Genomic DNA, 14940 nt, shown 5'->3' with positions numbered 1-14940 from the left:
GCGGTGCGGCGATCCGACTTGCCCGCGATGACGGAGTGTCAGGCGCCAGTGATGTTGGGAGTGCGGGCCTCATCGCGGGCGAGCCCGCTCCCACAGGGATCTCTGGTGAACACGGGATTTGTGTACGACAAAGGTCAAAAATGTGGGAGCGGGCTTGCCCGCGATGGCGGAGTATCAGGCGACAGTGATGTTGGAAGTGCGGGCCTCATCGCGGGCGAGCCCGCTCCCACAGGGGGCTTCGGTGAACACGGGATTTGTGGGCGACAAAAATCCAATTGTGGGAGCGGGCTTGCTCGCGAAGGCGGGGTGTCAGGCGATAGTGATGTTGGATGTGCGGGCCTCATCGCGGGCGAGCCCGCTCCCACAGAGGTCTTCGGTGAACACGGGATTTGTGGGCGACAAAATCCAATTGTGGGAGCGGGCTTGCTGCGGGCGGCGTTCCGACGATGGCGGCGTGTCAGGCGCCAGTGATGTTGGGTGTGCCGGCCTCATCGCGGGCGAGCCCGCTCCCACAGGGATCTTCGGTGAACACGGGATTTGTGTACGACAAAGGTCAAAAGTGTGGGAGCGAGCCTGCTCGCGAAAGCGGTACATCAGGCACCACAAATCTCAGATCCGAAAGCTCCCCACCAACTGATTCAATCGCCCGGCCTGTTGCTCCAGCTCGGTACAGGCGCGCAACGTCGCCTGCAGGTTCTCCACCCCTTGCTGGTTCAGGGTGTTGATCTGGATGATGTCGACGTTCAAGGCTTCGACCACGGCGGTCTGTTCCTCGGTGGCGGCGGCCACGGACTGGTTGACGTTGTCGATCTCGCCGATGCGTTGGGTCACGCTGCCCAGGCGGGAGCCGGCGAGGTTGGCGATGGTGACGCTTTCTTCGCTGTGGCGCTGGCTTTCGGTCATGGTGGTGACCGATTCCCGGGCGCCCACCTGCAGTTCCTCGATCATCTGCTGGATCTCCAGCGCCGAGGCCTGGGTGCGTCCGGCCAGGCTGCGCACCTCGTCGGCGACAACGGCGAAACCACGGCCCGCCTCACCGGCCCGCGCCGCTTCAATCGCCGCGTTGAGCGCCAGCAGGTTGGTCTGTTGGGAGATGCCCTTGATCACTTCGAGGATCTGCCCGATGTTCACGGTCTTGTCGTTGAGCACTTCGATGTTGGCGCATGAGGCGCTGATCTTGCCGGACAGTTCGTTCATCACCTCGATCGTGCGCTGCACCACCTGACGTCCATCCTCGGCTTGCTGGCGTGCGGACGAAGCCTGTTGCGAGGCATCGGAGGCGTTATGGGCGATCTCCTGGGCGGCCGCGCCGAGCTGGTTGATCGCCGCCGCCACGCTGTTGGTGCGGGTCGATTGATCGTCGAAATTGCTCAGCGATGAGTTCGACGCATCCAGTACGCGCCGCGCGCCTTCGTTCACACCCAGTGCCGCCGAGGACACTTCGCGGATCGAATGATGGATGCGCTCGACGAAGCGATTGAAGGCGGTCGCCAGTTGCCCGATTTCATCGCGCGATTGCACTTGCAGGCGCCGGGTCAGGTCGCCTTCGCCCAGGGAGATGTCCTCCATCACTCGGGTCAGCACTTGCAGTGGCCGGGTGATGCGTTGCGCCGTGTACCAGATCAGCAGCAGGCCGAGCAGGGCCGAGCCGCCGCCGAGCAGCAGTTCCAGCGCGGTGCTTTGCACGCCTTGGGCATCGAGTTCTTTCTGCAGGGTGGTGACCGGTGCCAGCAACACGTTCTGCGGCACACCGACCAGCACGCCCCAAGGCGCGGCACCGGCAATCGGCGACAAGGGTTCGAGGACCGTGATTTGCCGGGCGTCGACAAATACTTTTGGCTGGCCCTGACGCAGGCTGTCCATCACCTCGACGTTGTCCATTGGTTGACCGAGGCGGCCGACGTCCTGGCTATTGGCGGAGATCACCCCGCGCGGGCTGACGATGCTGATCTGGCCGTTGCCATCGAACAGCTCACGGGCGCTGGCCTCGCTGTTCTGTTGCAGGGCGGCGAGGTTGATGTCGAGCCCGACGACGGCGATGACTTTGCCGTTTTCCATCAACGGGAACGCCACGCTGGTCACCAGTTTGCGGCTGCCGGAGGCTTCATCGAAATAGGGTTCCAGCACACAGGCCTGGCGGGTGTCGCGGGCGCAGGTGTAGAAGGCGTTGTACGGCGCGCCGCTCGGCCCCGGCTCGGTGTTGGCGAGCAGGCCTTCGTCACCGATCACCGCTTGCAGTTCACCGGGTTTGCTCTGCACCCAATACAGGGCGAAGCGTCCGGTTTCGTTGCTGCCAAGTTCGGTCTGGTGGACGAAGTCGGCGTCGGAGCCGTCGAGTCCACCGGGTTCGAAAATGACATAAAGCCCGAGCAGGTCGGGCTTGTCGATCAAGGCCTGGTGCAGCTGGGTGCTCAGCTCCTGGCGCAATTGTTGGCGGGTCAGGCTGCCCTGTTGTTGCAACTGTCGCAGGTACAGCAAATAGCGCGATAACCCCTGGCCGTATTCGTGGGTCTGCATGAAGGTGCGTTGCACTTGCATGGCCTGCACTTTGCCCAGGGCCTGCATGTGTTCCCTGGCTGCATTGGCGAGCATGTCGCCGCTGGCCTGGGCCACTTGCTGGCTGCTCTTGTGGGTCTGATAGAGCGACAGCCCCATCAACAAGCCGACGACCAGCAGCAGGCAGAGGCCGGCGAGGAGGGCGATCTTGCTCTGGATCGTCAGGAATGTTCTGTGCATTGGAAATACCTTTTTCCACGCGGGCAATGGCCTGGCCACTGCCCGCGGCCGAGATTAGAAACCGGTGGCGAACACCACCTGGGCGTAGACGTTCTTGTCGTTGTTACCCAGTTGGGTACCACCGTCTTCGGCGCTCTTGTCCGGTTGGTAGATGCCCACCAGCGGCATCACGGTCAGGTGGTCGTTGACGTGCCACTCGGCGTACAGGTCGACTTCGTGGCCATCGGTGTTGCCCAGGCTGCGGTCGATGGTGTCGTAGTTGAAGTACATCGCGCCGATGTTGAGGTTCGCAAGCGGCGAGACTTTCAGCGTGACGTTCTGGATGCGCGAGTTACTGTTGAACGGCCCGGCGTAGTTGCCCGCGACCTCGCCCTGGAACCAGGTGCCATAACCACGGCTGAAACCGTAGAACAGGGTGTCGTAGCCTTCCGAGAAACGGCTGTAGCGGTAGCTGGCGCTCGGCGTCCAGACCGCGTCGGAGAAGGTCCAGCCGGCTTCCAGGTACCAGGCGTCTTCGGTCGAGGTGTGCGGCTTGTCCTGCTTGGCGTATTCACCGGACAGGAACAGGTCTTTCACCCCGGCGTTGCCCGCCGCGCGCAGGCTGTAGGTCTTCATGCCGTCGCGTTCGAGCTGGATCGGCGAGGCGTACTGTTCGTCGATGTCGGTGGTCTTGATGACGGTCAGGCCGACCGTGCCGGCCTCGGCCACGTGCTCCAGGGTGCCGACGTACATTTCGGTCTTGGCCTGGGCGCGGTTGTCGGACTTGAGCCACATCAGGTCGCTGCGCCAGCCTTCCTTGCCGCCCAGACGCAATACGGCGGTTTCGTCGAAGGCCTTGCGCGCCGCCAGGTAGTAGGCGCCGCCACGGTTGAATTCGCCGTCGGCGAGGCCCTTGCCCATGTTCAGCGCGTCGCCGTCGATCAGGAAACCGTCGCCGACGACGATGTTCTGCCGGCCGAAGGACAGGTCTACACCGTCACTGCCCAGCGCGCTGAACAGGTCGGCCGAGCGCCAGCCGAGGTAGGCGTCTTCGAACTTGGTGGTGCGTTCCGAGCCATCGCTGAAACCGGCGGCATCGCCATCGCCCCAGGTGCCGGAACTGAGCATGTTGCCCGCGCCGTACGCGGTTCCCACACCGCCCAGGCCTTGGTCGAAGCTCAAGCCGTATTTGATGTAGCCCTCGCGCCACGACGAGCTGCCTTCACTCAGGCGGCCGGACAGGGCGTAGTTTTCCTGGCTGTGGAAAATGCCGAACACGGCCTCGAGGGTAGCGTTCAGATGGCTGTCGTCATCGGCGTAGAGTTCATAGGCACCGGCATTGCCGGCACTGATCATCAGCGCGAGCGTCGAGAGACGAAGCAAGGGGGACTTGAGCATGGTGTGGCATCCGTTCTTGTTCTTGAGCGCAGGTTTGCGGTCTGCCCGGATACTAAGTCGCGGCTTTCGATTGCCCTTTTCCCTGTTTGCCAATTAGTTGGTTGTGCATGCCAGATTGGCCGGTTTGGCAGCCCGGCCAATACAACTGGCACGCAGGGCAAAACCTGCGTGCCGGCGACCACCGACAATCCTTTCCAACCTGCCGAAGCACCGTTGCCTCGGCGTTTTTAGTGTTGGCGTTCGCCTGCTGGCGGGCGCGTGGATTTTCAAGGTCGTTTTCCTATGTTCACTTCGCTGCGTTTGCCCCTCATCGGCTTGCTGTCCTTCACCCTGGTTCAGGCGGTGTCTGCTGCCGAATGCGCCACGGACACCCATCGTGGTGCCGAAGTGTTTGCCACCGAGTGCAGCGTCTGCCACGCGGTGACCAAGGGCACGACCGGCATGATGGGGCCGAACCTGTTCGGCGTGTACGGACGCAAGTCCGGCTCGCTGGCCGGCTTCAGCTATTCCCAGGCCATGCGTGACAAAGACGTCAGTTGGCAAGCCGAGACCATCACGCAATTGATCACCCAGCCCCAGGCCTACGTACCGGGCACCTACATGCCGTACATGGGCCTGGCTTCCGCCGATGACCGCCAGGCGGTCGCGTGCTTCCTCAAAGAACAACACTGATCAGTCGGATTACTGACTGACAACCAACCACCCCCTGTAGGAGCTGGCTTGCCAGCGAGACGGCCTTGAGTCTGCACTGCCCGTCAAGACGCTATCGCCAGCAAGCCGGCTCCTGCATCTGAATGAAAGGTGATTTATGAGCAACGTTGAAATCCTGCCCCAGGTTGCTGCATTCCTCGAACGTCGTCACGGCTGCTTCATTGATGGCCAGTGGTTGTTTGCCGAGGGCGACAGCATCGCCGTGGTCAACCCGGCCACCGGGCAAACCCTGTGCGAAACCCTGGACGCGCCGCTGGAAATCGTCGAACGCGCCGTGCAGTCGTCGCACAAGGCGTTCAAGTCCGGCGTGTGGTCGAGCCTGCGTCCGGCCGACCGTGAACGCATCCTGCTGAACTTCACCCGCCTGGTCGAAGAGCACGCCGAAGAACTGGCCCAGCTGGAAACCCTGAGCCAGGGCAAGTCGATCAACATGGCCCGCGCGCTGGACCTCAACGCCACCGTGGAATTCATGCGCTACATGTCCGGCTGGGCGACCAAGATCGAAGGGCAGACCTTCGATGTATCGATCCCGCTGCCGCCAGGCGCCAAGTTCACCGCATTCACCAAGCGCGAGCCGGTGGGCGTGGTGGTCGGCATCGTGCCGTGGAACTTCCCGCTGCTGATCGCCGCCTGGAAACTGATGCCGGCCCTGGCCACCGGTTGCACGGTGATCATCAAGCCAGCGATGGAAACCCCGCTGACCGCCATGCGCCTGGCTGAGCTGGCGCTGGAAGCGGGCATCCCGGCCGGCGTGTTCAATGTGGTCACCGGCGGCGCCTCGGTTGGCGGCGTGCTGACCTCGCACCCTATGGTAAGCAAGGTGTCGTTCACCGGCTCCACCGCCGTGGGCAAGAGCGTCGGCGTGGCGTGCATGGAAAACATGACGCGCTTCTCTCTGGAGCTGGGCGGCAAGAACCCGATGATCGTGCTCGCCGATGCCGACATCGAAAAAGCCGTGCAAGGCGCGATACTTGGCGGTTTGCTGAACAACGGCCAGGTCTGCGCCGCAGCGTCGCGTTTTTATGTGCACCGCTCGATCCACGACCAATTCGTCGAAGCCCTGGCCGCCGCTGTCAAGGCGATGCCGATCGGCGCCGGCATGAACTGTGACGCGGCGATCAACCCGCTGGTGTCGCGCAAGCAACAACAAAGCGTGCTCAAGCACATCGAACTGGCCCGCCAGCAAGGTGCGCGGGTGGTGACGGGCGGTGAATTGCTGCAAGGCGACGGTTTCTTCGTGCAGCCAACCATTCTCGCGGACATCGACCACAGCATGGCCGTGGCCCGTGAAGAAGTGTTCGGCCCGGTGCTGGGCGTGATGCCGTTCGACGACGAAGACGCCGTGATCGAACTGGCCAACGACAACCGCTACGGCCTGGCCGCGAGCCTGTGGACCAATGATCTGGGCAAGGCGATGAACCTGGTGCCGCGCATCGAGGCCGGCACCGTGTGGGTCAACGCCCACGTGCTGCTCGACCCGGCGATGCCGTTCGGTGGCGTCAAGCAATCGGGCATGGGCCGCGAGTTTGGGCGTGCGGTGATTGAGGCTTATACCGAGCTTAAGTCGGTGTGTATCGCGCATTGATTGAGCTGTGGGAGCGACGTCAGGTTAATGCGGTCCTGTAGGAGCCGGCTTGCCGGCGATGGACTCAAGTGCACCGCGTTTATCCAGGTCACACGCGTAATCGTTAACGACCATCGCTGCGATGCGGCGACCCGACAAGCCAGCTCCTACAGTTTGATTTGCGTCGGATCGCCGCATCTCGCTCCCACAATCACGCTGCCGGTGGTGGTTTCGTCAGTGCAATTCCGGCGGCGCCCAGCCGCTTGAGAATCTCGAAGAGCAGCTCGCTCTTGATCGCGCCGACCGTGCGCGGGCTGCCGACATAACCGGTGATGGTCAGCGTGATACCTTCAGGTTTCAGCTGACTGAAGCGCAGGAACGGCGCTGGTTTATCCAGAATCGACTCGTGTTCGGTGTAGCTGTCCATCAGCAGGTTTTGCACCAGCTCCGGATCGATATCCAGTGGGAACATCAGTTCGAGAATCACCACGCCCTGGGCGCTGCCGCCGAGGGTGACGTTGCGCAGGTTCTGTGAAATCAGGTGCGAGTTGGGCACGATCATGATCGAGCGGTCGGCCAGTTGTATTTCCGTGGCCCGCACGTTGATCCGTCGAATATCGCCTTCCACGCCACTGATGCTGATCAGGTCGCCGACCTTCACCGGGCGCTCGGTCAGCAGGATCAGGCCGGAGATGAAGTTCTTCACGATCTCCTGAAGGCCGAAGCCGATGCCCACCGACAAGGCGCTGACGATCCAGGCCAGGTTGGTCCACTGGATCCCCAGCGACGACAGTGTGAGCAGCACCACGGAGGCGTAACCGATGTTGGCAAACAGCGTGCTGAGCGAGGCGCACATGCCAGGGTCCATCTCGGTTTTCGGCAGGAATTCGCGATCCAGCCAGCGGCGTAGCGTGCGTATCAGGTAGACACCGATCATCAGCGTCAGGAAGGCACGCAGCAGGTTGTCCGGGACAATGTTCAGCTTGCGCAGGCCTTCACCGCCGAGGATGGCTACGGTGCCGGTGACCAGTTGTCCGAGCGTCGTCCCCACACCGCCGACAAACAGGGCGATGACGCCGATCAGCATGAGGATGGCGCGGCCTGCTCCGGAGAACACCGTGCAGATTTGCTCCAGTCGCGGGTTGCCGATGCCCAGCAGCTGTTTGATCGCCTTGCCGGCAGCTTGTCGGGGCGAGAAGAGGTAGTCGCAGGTGTCCTGGTAAACCTGGGTGAGCAGGTAGAAACCGGAGAAGATGATGAAGACCCAGACCATTTCATAGGTGATGAACCGGGCCATCGTCACGTAGCCGATCACCAGGGCGAACAGCGACACCACCACGGCAACGCCGGTAAACGTGTAGATCAGGCCAGCGAAGGTGGTGACGCCTTCGGGGGCTTCGCCGGCGACTATCAGCTCCCGGCGAGTCTTGCTGACGCGCAACAGCAACGCGCCGATCACCAGTGCCGCGACCAACGCGACGATGCCCCGGCCGAACAACACCACTTCGGCGCTCATGCCGGTGACATTGCTCATCTGCACCAGGGTCACCAGCACCAGCAACAGGCTTGCCAGCAACCGCGGATAGGGCTCCATCGCCAGTGCCACCTCATCGGCAATGTCGGGCAGGCGCCAGGAGGGGTGTTTGGTCGACAACAGTGCGCGGCTCAATCCGGTGATCAGCACGCAGGTATAGGCCAGCTTTTCCAGGTACTGCGCCAGGTCGGCCAACAGCGGCGAGTAGGGCAGTTGGCGGGTCCCGGCAAAGTGCAGCAGTTGCAGGGCGATGCCGGCGCTCAGCACCGTCGCCACTACCGAGGCCAGCGCAAGGGAGCTGCGCCGCAGCCGGCCTTCAGGCATTCGATGGATGCACAACCATGCCAGAAACCGGCCGGCGAGCTTTCGCCCCACGGTCCAGATGACCAGGGCGAGCAGGAGCAGGGCGGCGGTGATCCCGCGTTGTCCGGGTTGCCAGGCGGCTCGGTGCGTGGCGTCGAGCTGCTCGATGAGCGTATTGAAGCGTTGGCGGTCATCGTACGGAAGATCGAACAATGGCGACCAGAAGCCCGGGTTCAAGATACTGCTGGTTTGCTGGGTCACTTCCGCTTCGATCAGGCTGCGCCGAATACTGGCGATCTGGGTGATCAACTCGGCGGCACTTATTTTCAACGCGGCCAGGGTTTTGAGTTGGCCATCGATCTTGCTTTTTTGCTCGCTGAGGGTGTCTCGCTGGGTGGTTATGGCAGACGTTATCGGGGCGTTCTCGGCGAGCGGCACGGGTCCCAGCACGTTGAGTTGTGCCTGCAACTGCGCCTGTCCAGGCAGCAGCGATGTGGACAGGCGTTCAATATCCTGAATCAGTACCTGCACCAGGTCCTGTGAGCTTTCCAGCTGGGTGTAGTTGCTCGCTTGGGACACCTGCTGCTTGAGGCTGTTGAGCTGGTTTTGCAATCCCAGTAGTTCTTCGTCGGCGATGCTGATGACCGGGGCTGTGGGAGTGGGCGCAAGGGTGTCGGCCGTGGGCACCGCCAACAGCCATCCCGGGCTTGCCGTCAGAAGCGCGAAAGCGACGCAGATCATTGACTTCCATACATTGCGCATCGGCGTGCTCGACGGGTTGTTAGTCACTTAGCCAATGAGGTTAGGCCATGACACGCGCCCTGCAGCGTTGTTTTGTCGGAAGTGCCCCGGGGCGTTTTTCGCCCGGGCGCTACTCATGCCGCTGCCGCGCCGGAAAAAACAGTTCGAAGCAGGTGATGCCGTCGGCGCTGCTGACATGACAGGCACCGTTGTGCAGTTGCATGATCGTCGCCACGATCGACAGGCCCAGGCCGTTGGATTGGGCCGAGCGTTCGCGGGACTCGTCGACCCGGTAGAAGCGTTCGAACAGCCTTGGCAGATGCCGGGCCGGGATGGTCGGGCCGTGGTTGCGCACCTGCACTTGAATGCCGTCGTCGGTCGGGTGGGCGTGGATGCACAGCTCGGAATGCGGGGCGCCGTACTTGATGGCGTTGGCGCACAGGTTGGCCAGAGCGCGACGCAGCAACATCGGTTCGGCCCAGATCAGACCGCTGCCCCGGGCATCGATGCAGATGCCAACGTCGGTCGCCGGGCCTTCGAAATAGTCGGCCATGCGTTGCATTTCGTCGGCGGCATCCAGCTCCTGACGCTGGCGCAAGGCACTGCGCGGATCGGTGCGGGCCAGAAACAGCATGTTGTCGAGCATGCGCGCCAGGCGTTCGAGCTCTTCGACATTCGAAGCCAATAGCTGCTGATAGGCGTCGGTGCTGCGGTTCTGCTGCAGGGCCACCTGGGTTTCGCCGAGCAGGTTGTTGATCGGCGTGCGCAGCTCGTGGGCCATGTCGGTCGATACCTGGCCCAGCTGGATGAAGCCTTTGTCCAGGCGGTCGAGCATGGCGTTGAAGGCGTCGATCATGGGCAACAGTTCCAGCGGCGCACCCTGGCTGTCGAGGCGTTCGTTGAGGTTGCCGACGTCGATGCTCTGGGTGTGGCGGGCCAGGCGTCGCACGGGCAGCAGGCCGCGATGCACCAGCAGATAGCCGGACAGCGCCAGCAGAATCGCCGCGACGCTGGCGAACAGGTAGACATTGAAGCGGTATTCGGCGAGCACGGCGGTGCGCTCGGTCATCAGGCGCCCGGTCACCACTTGCAGGCTGCCCAGGTCACCCGAGTCGATGGTCGCCGCCAGGGCGGAAAACGGCACGCCATTGACGTTGGGCAAATGCTGCACGTCGTCGAGGGTCAGCCGATGATCCATCGCCACTGGGGTCAGCACCGGCATGTTCAGGTTGCCCGGGTTGACCACCAGCAACGGTGGCTGGCCGGGGGTGCCGATGGTCAGCAGGGCCTCGCGGTTGCCCATCATGTTCTGGAACAGCGCCGGCTTGGCCTTGATCAGGTCCAGGGTATTGCTGTCGTTGAGGAAGGTGCGCAACTGGTCGATGCGGGTGATCAGGGCGATGTCGTCGCGATGGATCAGCTCGCGCTCCAGGTCGCGGTACAGCGCGACACCCAGCAGCGCCAGCGAGACAAACGCCAGCAGGGCAAACACCAGCGCCAGGCGCAGGGTCAGGGAATGGCTGAGGCGGGAGGCCGATCGCAGCGGCGTCATGGCATTCATGGGGGCGTTCAGGGTTGAGTGTCGAAGCGGTAGCCGATGCCGCGCACGCTGTGGATCAGCTTGAGCGGGAACGGATCATCGATTTTCAGGCGCAGGCGGCGCACCGCGACATCGACGACATTGGTGTCGCTGTCGAAATTCATGTCCCAGACCCGCGAGGCGATCATCGAGCGTGACAACACTTCACCCTGATGGGTGGCGAACAGGTGCAGCAGGGCGAACTCCTTGTTGGTCAGGGTGATGCGGTTGCCGGCGCGGCTGACGCGACGCTTGAGCACGTCGATCTGCAGGTCGTCGACGTGCAGGTGTTCTTCTTCGCGGGTAGGACCACGGCGGGTCAGGGTGCGCAGGCGTGCCACGAGTTCGGCGAAGGAAAACGGCTTGATCAGGTAGTCGTCGGCGCCCAGTTCGAGGCCCTTGATGCGGTCGGCGATGTCATCCCGGGCGGTGAGGAACAGCACCGGCGTGTCGGCTTCCTTGCGCAGGCGGCGCAGGACTTCCCAGCCATCCATCTTCGGCATCATGACGTCCAGCACGATCACATCGAAATCGTGTTCCAGGGCCAGGTGCAGGCCATCGACGCCATCGCGCGCCAGGCTCACGGTGTATCCGAGTTCCTGCAAGCCGTTGAGCAGGTAATTGCCGGCCTTGGGTTCGTCTTCGACTACGAGGATGTTCATCGGGCGCTGCCTGTTTCGGTCGGACTACGGAGGCGCATCTCTGGCGCAAGTGTAGCCCGGCCAGTCGTCAATACAGGCATTCGATCAGTTCTCGCCAAGGCAACCCACGCCCTGGACCTGATAGTCCAGCTGGTGTTCGCGACCCTGGTGGTCGAGGTAGTTGAACTGCGCCGGCACGATGCCGCACTTGCCGGACAGGTCGGTCATGGACAGGACCTTGGCCACATCCACCGGGACATAGAAGCCGTCCTTGTCGTGGATGACCGGCGAGGTGGGCTGGGTAGCGGCAAACGCCGATCCGGTGGCGAGCAGAGCGACAAAACCTGCGATCAACATTTTCATGACGGATCTCTCTCTACAAGGGCAGGGTGGCTGCCGAAGGTTGGCCTGGCAGTGAGCTCAGGTTAACGAGGCGATCCCGACAGCCGACCAACAGCTTGATGACAAAGTTGTAATGAATGGATGGCAGGAGCGCCCAGGACCTTGTGGGAGCGAGCCTGCTCGCGATGGTCGTTAACGATTACGCGGGTTACCTGAATAAACGCGGTGACTGTAGGTTCATCGCGAGCAGGCTCGCTCCCACAAGGGGGGTTGCGGCGCCATTGGCGGGCGGTTTCAGCAAAACAGATCAACCCACCCATCCATGGCCTAAGCTTGTTCGCAGGCCCATCTCCATCGAGCAGCTCGATGGACCCACGGCACCCATAAAAACAACGCAATCAGGAGATGCCCATGTCTGCTTTGATCCGTCGTTTCAGCCACTGCATGGCCGCCGGTTTGGCCGCTGCCGTGCTGGTCGCGCCAGCCTTCGCGCTGGATACCGTGAAGTTCATGGCCCCGGGCTCGGTGGGCGGTGGTTACGACCAGACCGCCCGGGTGCTGGGCAAGGCCATGGTCGAGGCCAGTACGGCCAAGGCCGTGACCTTCGAGAACAAGGGCGGGGCGGGTGGCACCCTGGGTCTGGCGCAGTTTGCCAACAGCACCAAGGGCGACCCGAACGCATTGCTGGTGGTTGGCGCGATCATGGTCGCGGGCATCGAACAGAACAAATCGCAGATCAGCCTGAAGGATGTGACGCCCATTGCCCGGCTGTTCACCGAGTACAACGTGATCGCGGTGCGCAAGGAATCTGAATTCAAGACCCTCGATGACCTGATCAAGGCGTTCAAGGACAAACCGACCAGCATCACCTGGGGCGGCGGCTCCAAGGGTTCGGTCGACCACATCGGTATCGCCGAGCTTGCCGGCAAGCTGGACGTTCCGGTGAACAAGGTCAACTACGTGGCCTTTGGCGGCGGCGGCGAGGTGGTTGCCCAGGCGCTGGGCGGCCAGCTCAAGGTGATCACCGGCGGTTACGCCGAGCTTGGCCAGTACATCAAGAACGGTCAGTTCCGTGTCCTCGCCATCGGCGCGCCGGAGCGTGTTCCCGGCATTGATGCACCGACCCTCAAAGAGAGTGGCTATGACGTGATCATCGGCAACTGGCGCGGCGTTTATGGTGCGGCGGGCCTCACCCCGGAGCAGCGTAAAGAGGTGACCGACGCCGTCGTGGCCGCCACCAACAGCAAGGTCTGGCAGGACAATATCCAGGCCAACGCCTGGACGCCCAGCGTGCTGACCGGCGATGAGTTCGGCAAATTCGTCGAGGAAGAACACGTGCGGTTGCGCGCCATGCTGGTCAAGGTCGGGCTGCTTTGAGATGGCCACACAGCGCGCCGTGGTGCCGACGCAATTGGCGGTCGGTATCGGCCTGATCGCCATCAGCGTCATCTTGGCGATGGGTGCCTACCGTTTTCCGCCTGAAATGGGGTTCGTCATCCTGCCTGCGTACGTTTACCCCTATGTCGTGGCGGCGTTTCTCGGCGGTGTGGGCCTGTTGCTGAGTTATCAGGCGCTCAGCGGCGGTTTTCGCGAGCTGGGTAACGACGACACGGGCACGGTGCCCGGTGGAAAGGCCGGCGCGGCCTGGGTGACTGCGGGGCTTGTCGGGGTGGCGCTGCTGATCAACCTGATCGGTTTCGTGCTGGCCGCCGGGTTGCTGTTTGCCTGTTCGGCGCGAGGTTTCGGTAGCCGTCATCCGGTGCGGGACCTGGCCATCGGCATCGCCTTGACCCTGCCGATCTACTGGCTGTTCAACGCCGGACTCGGGGTTTCCCTGCCGTCGCTGATCAATATCTGGCTTTGAAAGGAGAGCGACACCGTGGACATTCTTTCAAGCCTGGCGATGGGGTTTTCCTCGGCGCTGACGCCGATCAACCTGATGTGGGGGTTCATCGGTTGCCTGCTCGGCACCGCCATCGGCGTGTTGCCGGGGATCGGTCCGGCGCTGACGGTGGCGCTGTTGCTGCCGATCACCGCCAAGGTCGATCCCACCGGGGCGCTGATCATGTTCGCCGGTATCTACTACGGCGCGCAGTTCGGTGGCTCCACTACCTCGATCCTGCTCAACACCCCCGGCGAATCGTCGTCGATGGTCACGGCCCTGGAAGGCAACCTCATGGCGCGAAACGGCCGCGCCGGACCCGCGCTGGCGACGGCGGCGATCGGCTCATTCGTCGCCGGCACCATCGCCACGGTTTTGCTGACGCTGTTTGCGCCCATCGTGGCCAGGCTGGCCCTGAATTTCGGCCCCACCGAATACTTCGCGATCCTGGTGCTGTCGTTCACCACCGTGTCGGCGGTGCTCGGCGCGTCCATGCTGCGCGGGTTCGCTTCACTGGGTGTCGGGCTGACCATCGGTTTGATCGGCCTGGACTCGACCTCGGGCATTGCCCGCTACACCCTCGGCGTGCCCGAACTGGTGGACGGCATCGAAGTGGTGCTGGTGGCGGTCGGTTTGTTCGCAGTAGGCGAGGCCTTGTACAGCTTGCTCTATCAAACCGAAGCCAACGAAGGCCGGCATCGCCTGACCTCGTTGTGGATGACCCGTGCCGACTGGAAGCGCTCGGTGCCGGCGTGGCTTCGCGGCACGCTGATCGGTTTTCCGTTTGGCTCGATTCCGGCCGGTGGCGCCGAGATTCCGACCTTCCTGTCCTATTCCACCGAACGCAAGCTCAGCAAGTACCCCCAGGAGTTTTCCGCCAACAAGGGCGAGGGCGCCATCGAAGGCGTCGCCGGCCCGGAAGCGGCCAACAACGCCAGCGCGACCGGCTCGCTGGTGCCGTTGCTGACCCTGGGCATCCCGACGTCCGCCACCGCTGCGATCCTGCTGGCGGCGTTCCAGAACTACAACCTGCAACCCGGGCCGATGCTGTTCGAAACCTCCGCCGACCTGGTCTGGACGCTGGTGGCCTCGCTGTACATCGGCAACGTGATTCTGCTGGTGTTGAACCTGCCGCTGGTGGGGCTGTGGGTCAAGCTGCTGCAAATCCCCCGGCCCTACCTGAACGCCGGCATCCTCGTCTTCGCCACCATCGGCGTGTACGGCATGCGCCACTCATCTTTCGACCTGCTGCTGATGTTGGCGATTGGCTGGGGCGGGGTGCTGATGCGGCGGTTCGACTTCCCCGTCGCGCCGGTGATCGTCGGCATGCTGCTGGGGCCGATGGCCGAGAAACAGCTGCGCAACGCCCTGTCCATCGGCGAGGGCGACTGGACAGTGTTCCTCACGCAACCGATCTCGGCGTTCTTCCTCGCCCTGACGCTGCTGGTGCTGGTGGTGCCGCATGTGCTGCATAAACGCGGCATCAAGTTGCATGAGGATGATTGAGTCCACCCTGTGGGAGCAAGCCCG

At 63.0% G+C, this 14940-nt stretch carries 10 protein-coding genes and 2 pseudogenes; 5 read left to right on the top strand and 7 right to left on the bottom strand.

Going from position 1 to position 14940, the window contains the following annotated elements:
* Window positions 1-609: 609 nt before the first annotated feature.
* The 3 genes and pseudogenes from AB4O16_RS04785 to AB4O16_RS04775 all read right to left on the bottom strand — a co-directional run.
* Window positions 610-1206: pseudogene (locus tag AB4O16_RS04785) on the bottom strand (methyl-accepting chemotaxis protein); the annotation flags it as partial.
* Window positions 1207-1467: 261 nt separating this feature from the next.
* Window positions 1468-2517 (bottom strand): annotated as a pseudogene (locus AB4O16_RS04780) (methyl-accepting chemotaxis protein); the annotation flags it as partial.
* Window positions 2518-2790: 273 nt separating this feature from the next.
* Window positions 2791-4113 (bottom strand): alginate export family protein, encoded by a 1323-nt coding sequence (locus tag AB4O16_RS04775; RefSeq protein WP_160385927.1) that lies wholly within the window; start codon window positions 4111-4113, stop codon window positions 2791-2793.
* A 282-nt stretch (window positions 4114-4395) separates the two neighbouring features.
* Here AB4O16_RS04775 and AB4O16_RS04770 point away from each other — a divergent pair, with 282 nt between their 5' ends.
* Together AB4O16_RS04770 and AB4O16_RS04765 are read left to right on the top strand one after the other, a co-directional pair.
* Entirely contained in the window at window positions 4396-4785 is a 390-nt protein-coding gene (locus AB4O16_RS04770; protein ID WP_150718952.1) for a c-type cytochrome, read from the top strand.
* A gap of 136 nt (window positions 4786-4921) precedes the next feature.
* Window positions 4922-6409: an aldehyde dehydrogenase family protein gene (locus tag AB4O16_RS04765; RefSeq protein WP_460157149.1), complete on the top strand. Its 1488-nt coding sequence runs from the start codon at window positions 4922-4924 to the stop codon at window positions 6407-6409.
* A gap of 190 nt (window positions 6410-6599) precedes the next feature.
* Here the strand turns inward: AB4O16_RS04765 and AB4O16_RS04760 are convergent, their stop codons facing one another.
* The 4 genes from AB4O16_RS04760 to AB4O16_RS04745 all read right to left on the bottom strand — a co-directional run bounded on the left by AB4O16_RS04760 (window position 6600) and on the right by AB4O16_RS04745 (window position 11549).
* Window positions 6600-8987 carry a DUF3772 domain-containing protein gene (locus tag AB4O16_RS04760; protein ID WP_460157148.1) on the bottom strand — a complete coding sequence of 796 codons (2388 nt, stop codon included), beginning with the start codon at window positions 8985-8987 and terminating at the stop codon, window positions 6600-6602.
* Between the two features lie 109 nt (window positions 8988-9096).
* Entirely contained in the window at window positions 9097-10527 is a 1431-nt protein-coding gene (locus AB4O16_RS04755) for a heavy metal sensor histidine kinase (protein WP_460157147.1), read from the bottom strand.
* Between the two features lie 8 nt (window positions 10528-10535).
* A complete protein-coding gene (locus tag AB4O16_RS04750; RefSeq protein WP_046040381.1) occupies window positions 10536-11207 on the bottom strand; it encodes a heavy metal response regulator transcription factor in 672 nt (223 codons plus the stop codon).
* 84 nt (window positions 11208-11291) lie between these two features.
* Window positions 11292-11549 (bottom strand): DUF2790 domain-containing protein, encoded by a 258-nt coding sequence (locus AB4O16_RS04745; RefSeq protein ID WP_460157146.1) that lies wholly within the window; start codon window positions 11547-11549, stop codon window positions 11292-11294.
* A 390-nt stretch (window positions 11550-11939) separates the two neighbouring features.
* On the opposite strand from AB4O16_RS04745, the gene AB4O16_RS04740 reads away from it, so the two are divergent.
* Genes AB4O16_RS04740 through AB4O16_RS04730 form a run of 3 tightly spaced genes read left to right on the top strand, consistent with a single transcriptional unit; the run spans window position 11940 to window position 14916 of the window.
* Window positions 11940-12905, top strand: a complete 966-nt coding sequence (locus tag AB4O16_RS04740; protein WP_460157145.1) for a tripartite tricarboxylate transporter substrate binding protein — start codon at window positions 11940-11942, stop codon at window positions 12903-12905.
* Between the two features lies 1 nt (window position 12906).
* Window positions 12907-13392, top strand: a complete 486-nt coding sequence (locus tag AB4O16_RS04735; protein WP_160385920.1) for a tripartite tricarboxylate transporter TctB family protein — start codon at window positions 12907-12909, stop codon at window positions 13390-13392.
* 15 nt (window positions 13393-13407) lie between these two features.
* On the top strand, window positions 13408-14916 hold the full coding sequence (locus tag AB4O16_RS04730) for a tripartite tricarboxylate transporter permease (RefSeq protein WP_160385919.1): 1509 nt from the start codon (window positions 13408-13410) through the stop codon (window positions 14914-14916).
* The last annotated feature ends 24 nt before the right edge of the window (window positions 14917-14940 follow it).

Source organism: Pseudomonas sp. S2_H10 (assembly GCF_054668285.1).
Note: the sequence above shows the minus strand (reverse complement) of the source record. Positions and strands in the feature narration are given on the sequence as shown.

What these genes read in the sequence shown, in the direction of transcription:
- AB4O16_RS04775 (WP_160385927.1), bottom strand. Translation starts at nt 4,113, where the DNA reads ATGCTCAAGTCCCCCTTGCTTCGTCTCTCGACGCTCGCGCTGATGATC.
- AB4O16_RS04740 (WP_460157145.1), top strand. Translation starts at nt 11,940, where the DNA reads ATGTCTGCTTTGATCCGTCGTTTCAGCCACTGCATGGCCGCCGGTTTG.
- AB4O16_RS04735 (WP_160385920.1), top strand. Translation starts at nt 12,907, where the DNA reads ATGGCCACACAGCGCGCCGTGGTGCCGACGCAATTGGCGGTCGGTATC.
- AB4O16_RS04765 (WP_460157149.1), top strand. Translation starts at nt 4,922, where the DNA reads ATGAGCAACGTTGAAATCCTGCCCCAGGTTGCTGCATTCCTCGAACGT.
- AB4O16_RS04745 (WP_460157146.1), bottom strand. Translation starts at nt 11,549, where the DNA reads ATGAAAATGTTGATCGCAGGTTTTGTCGCTCTGCTCGCCACCGGATCG.
- AB4O16_RS04750 (WP_046040381.1), bottom strand. Translation starts at nt 11,207, where the DNA reads ATGAACATCCTCGTAGTCGAAGACGAACCCAAGGCCGGCAATTACCTG.
- AB4O16_RS04760 (WP_460157148.1), bottom strand. Translation starts at nt 8,987, where the DNA reads ATGCGCAATGTATGGAAGTCAATGATCTGCGTCGCTTTCGCGCTTCTG.
- AB4O16_RS04770 (WP_150718952.1), top strand. Translation starts at nt 4,396, where the DNA reads ATGTTCACTTCGCTGCGTTTGCCCCTCATCGGCTTGCTGTCCTTCACC.
- AB4O16_RS04755 (WP_460157147.1), bottom strand. Translation starts at nt 10,527, where the DNA reads ATGAATGCCATGACGCCGCTGCGATCGGCCTCCCGCCTCAGCCATTCC.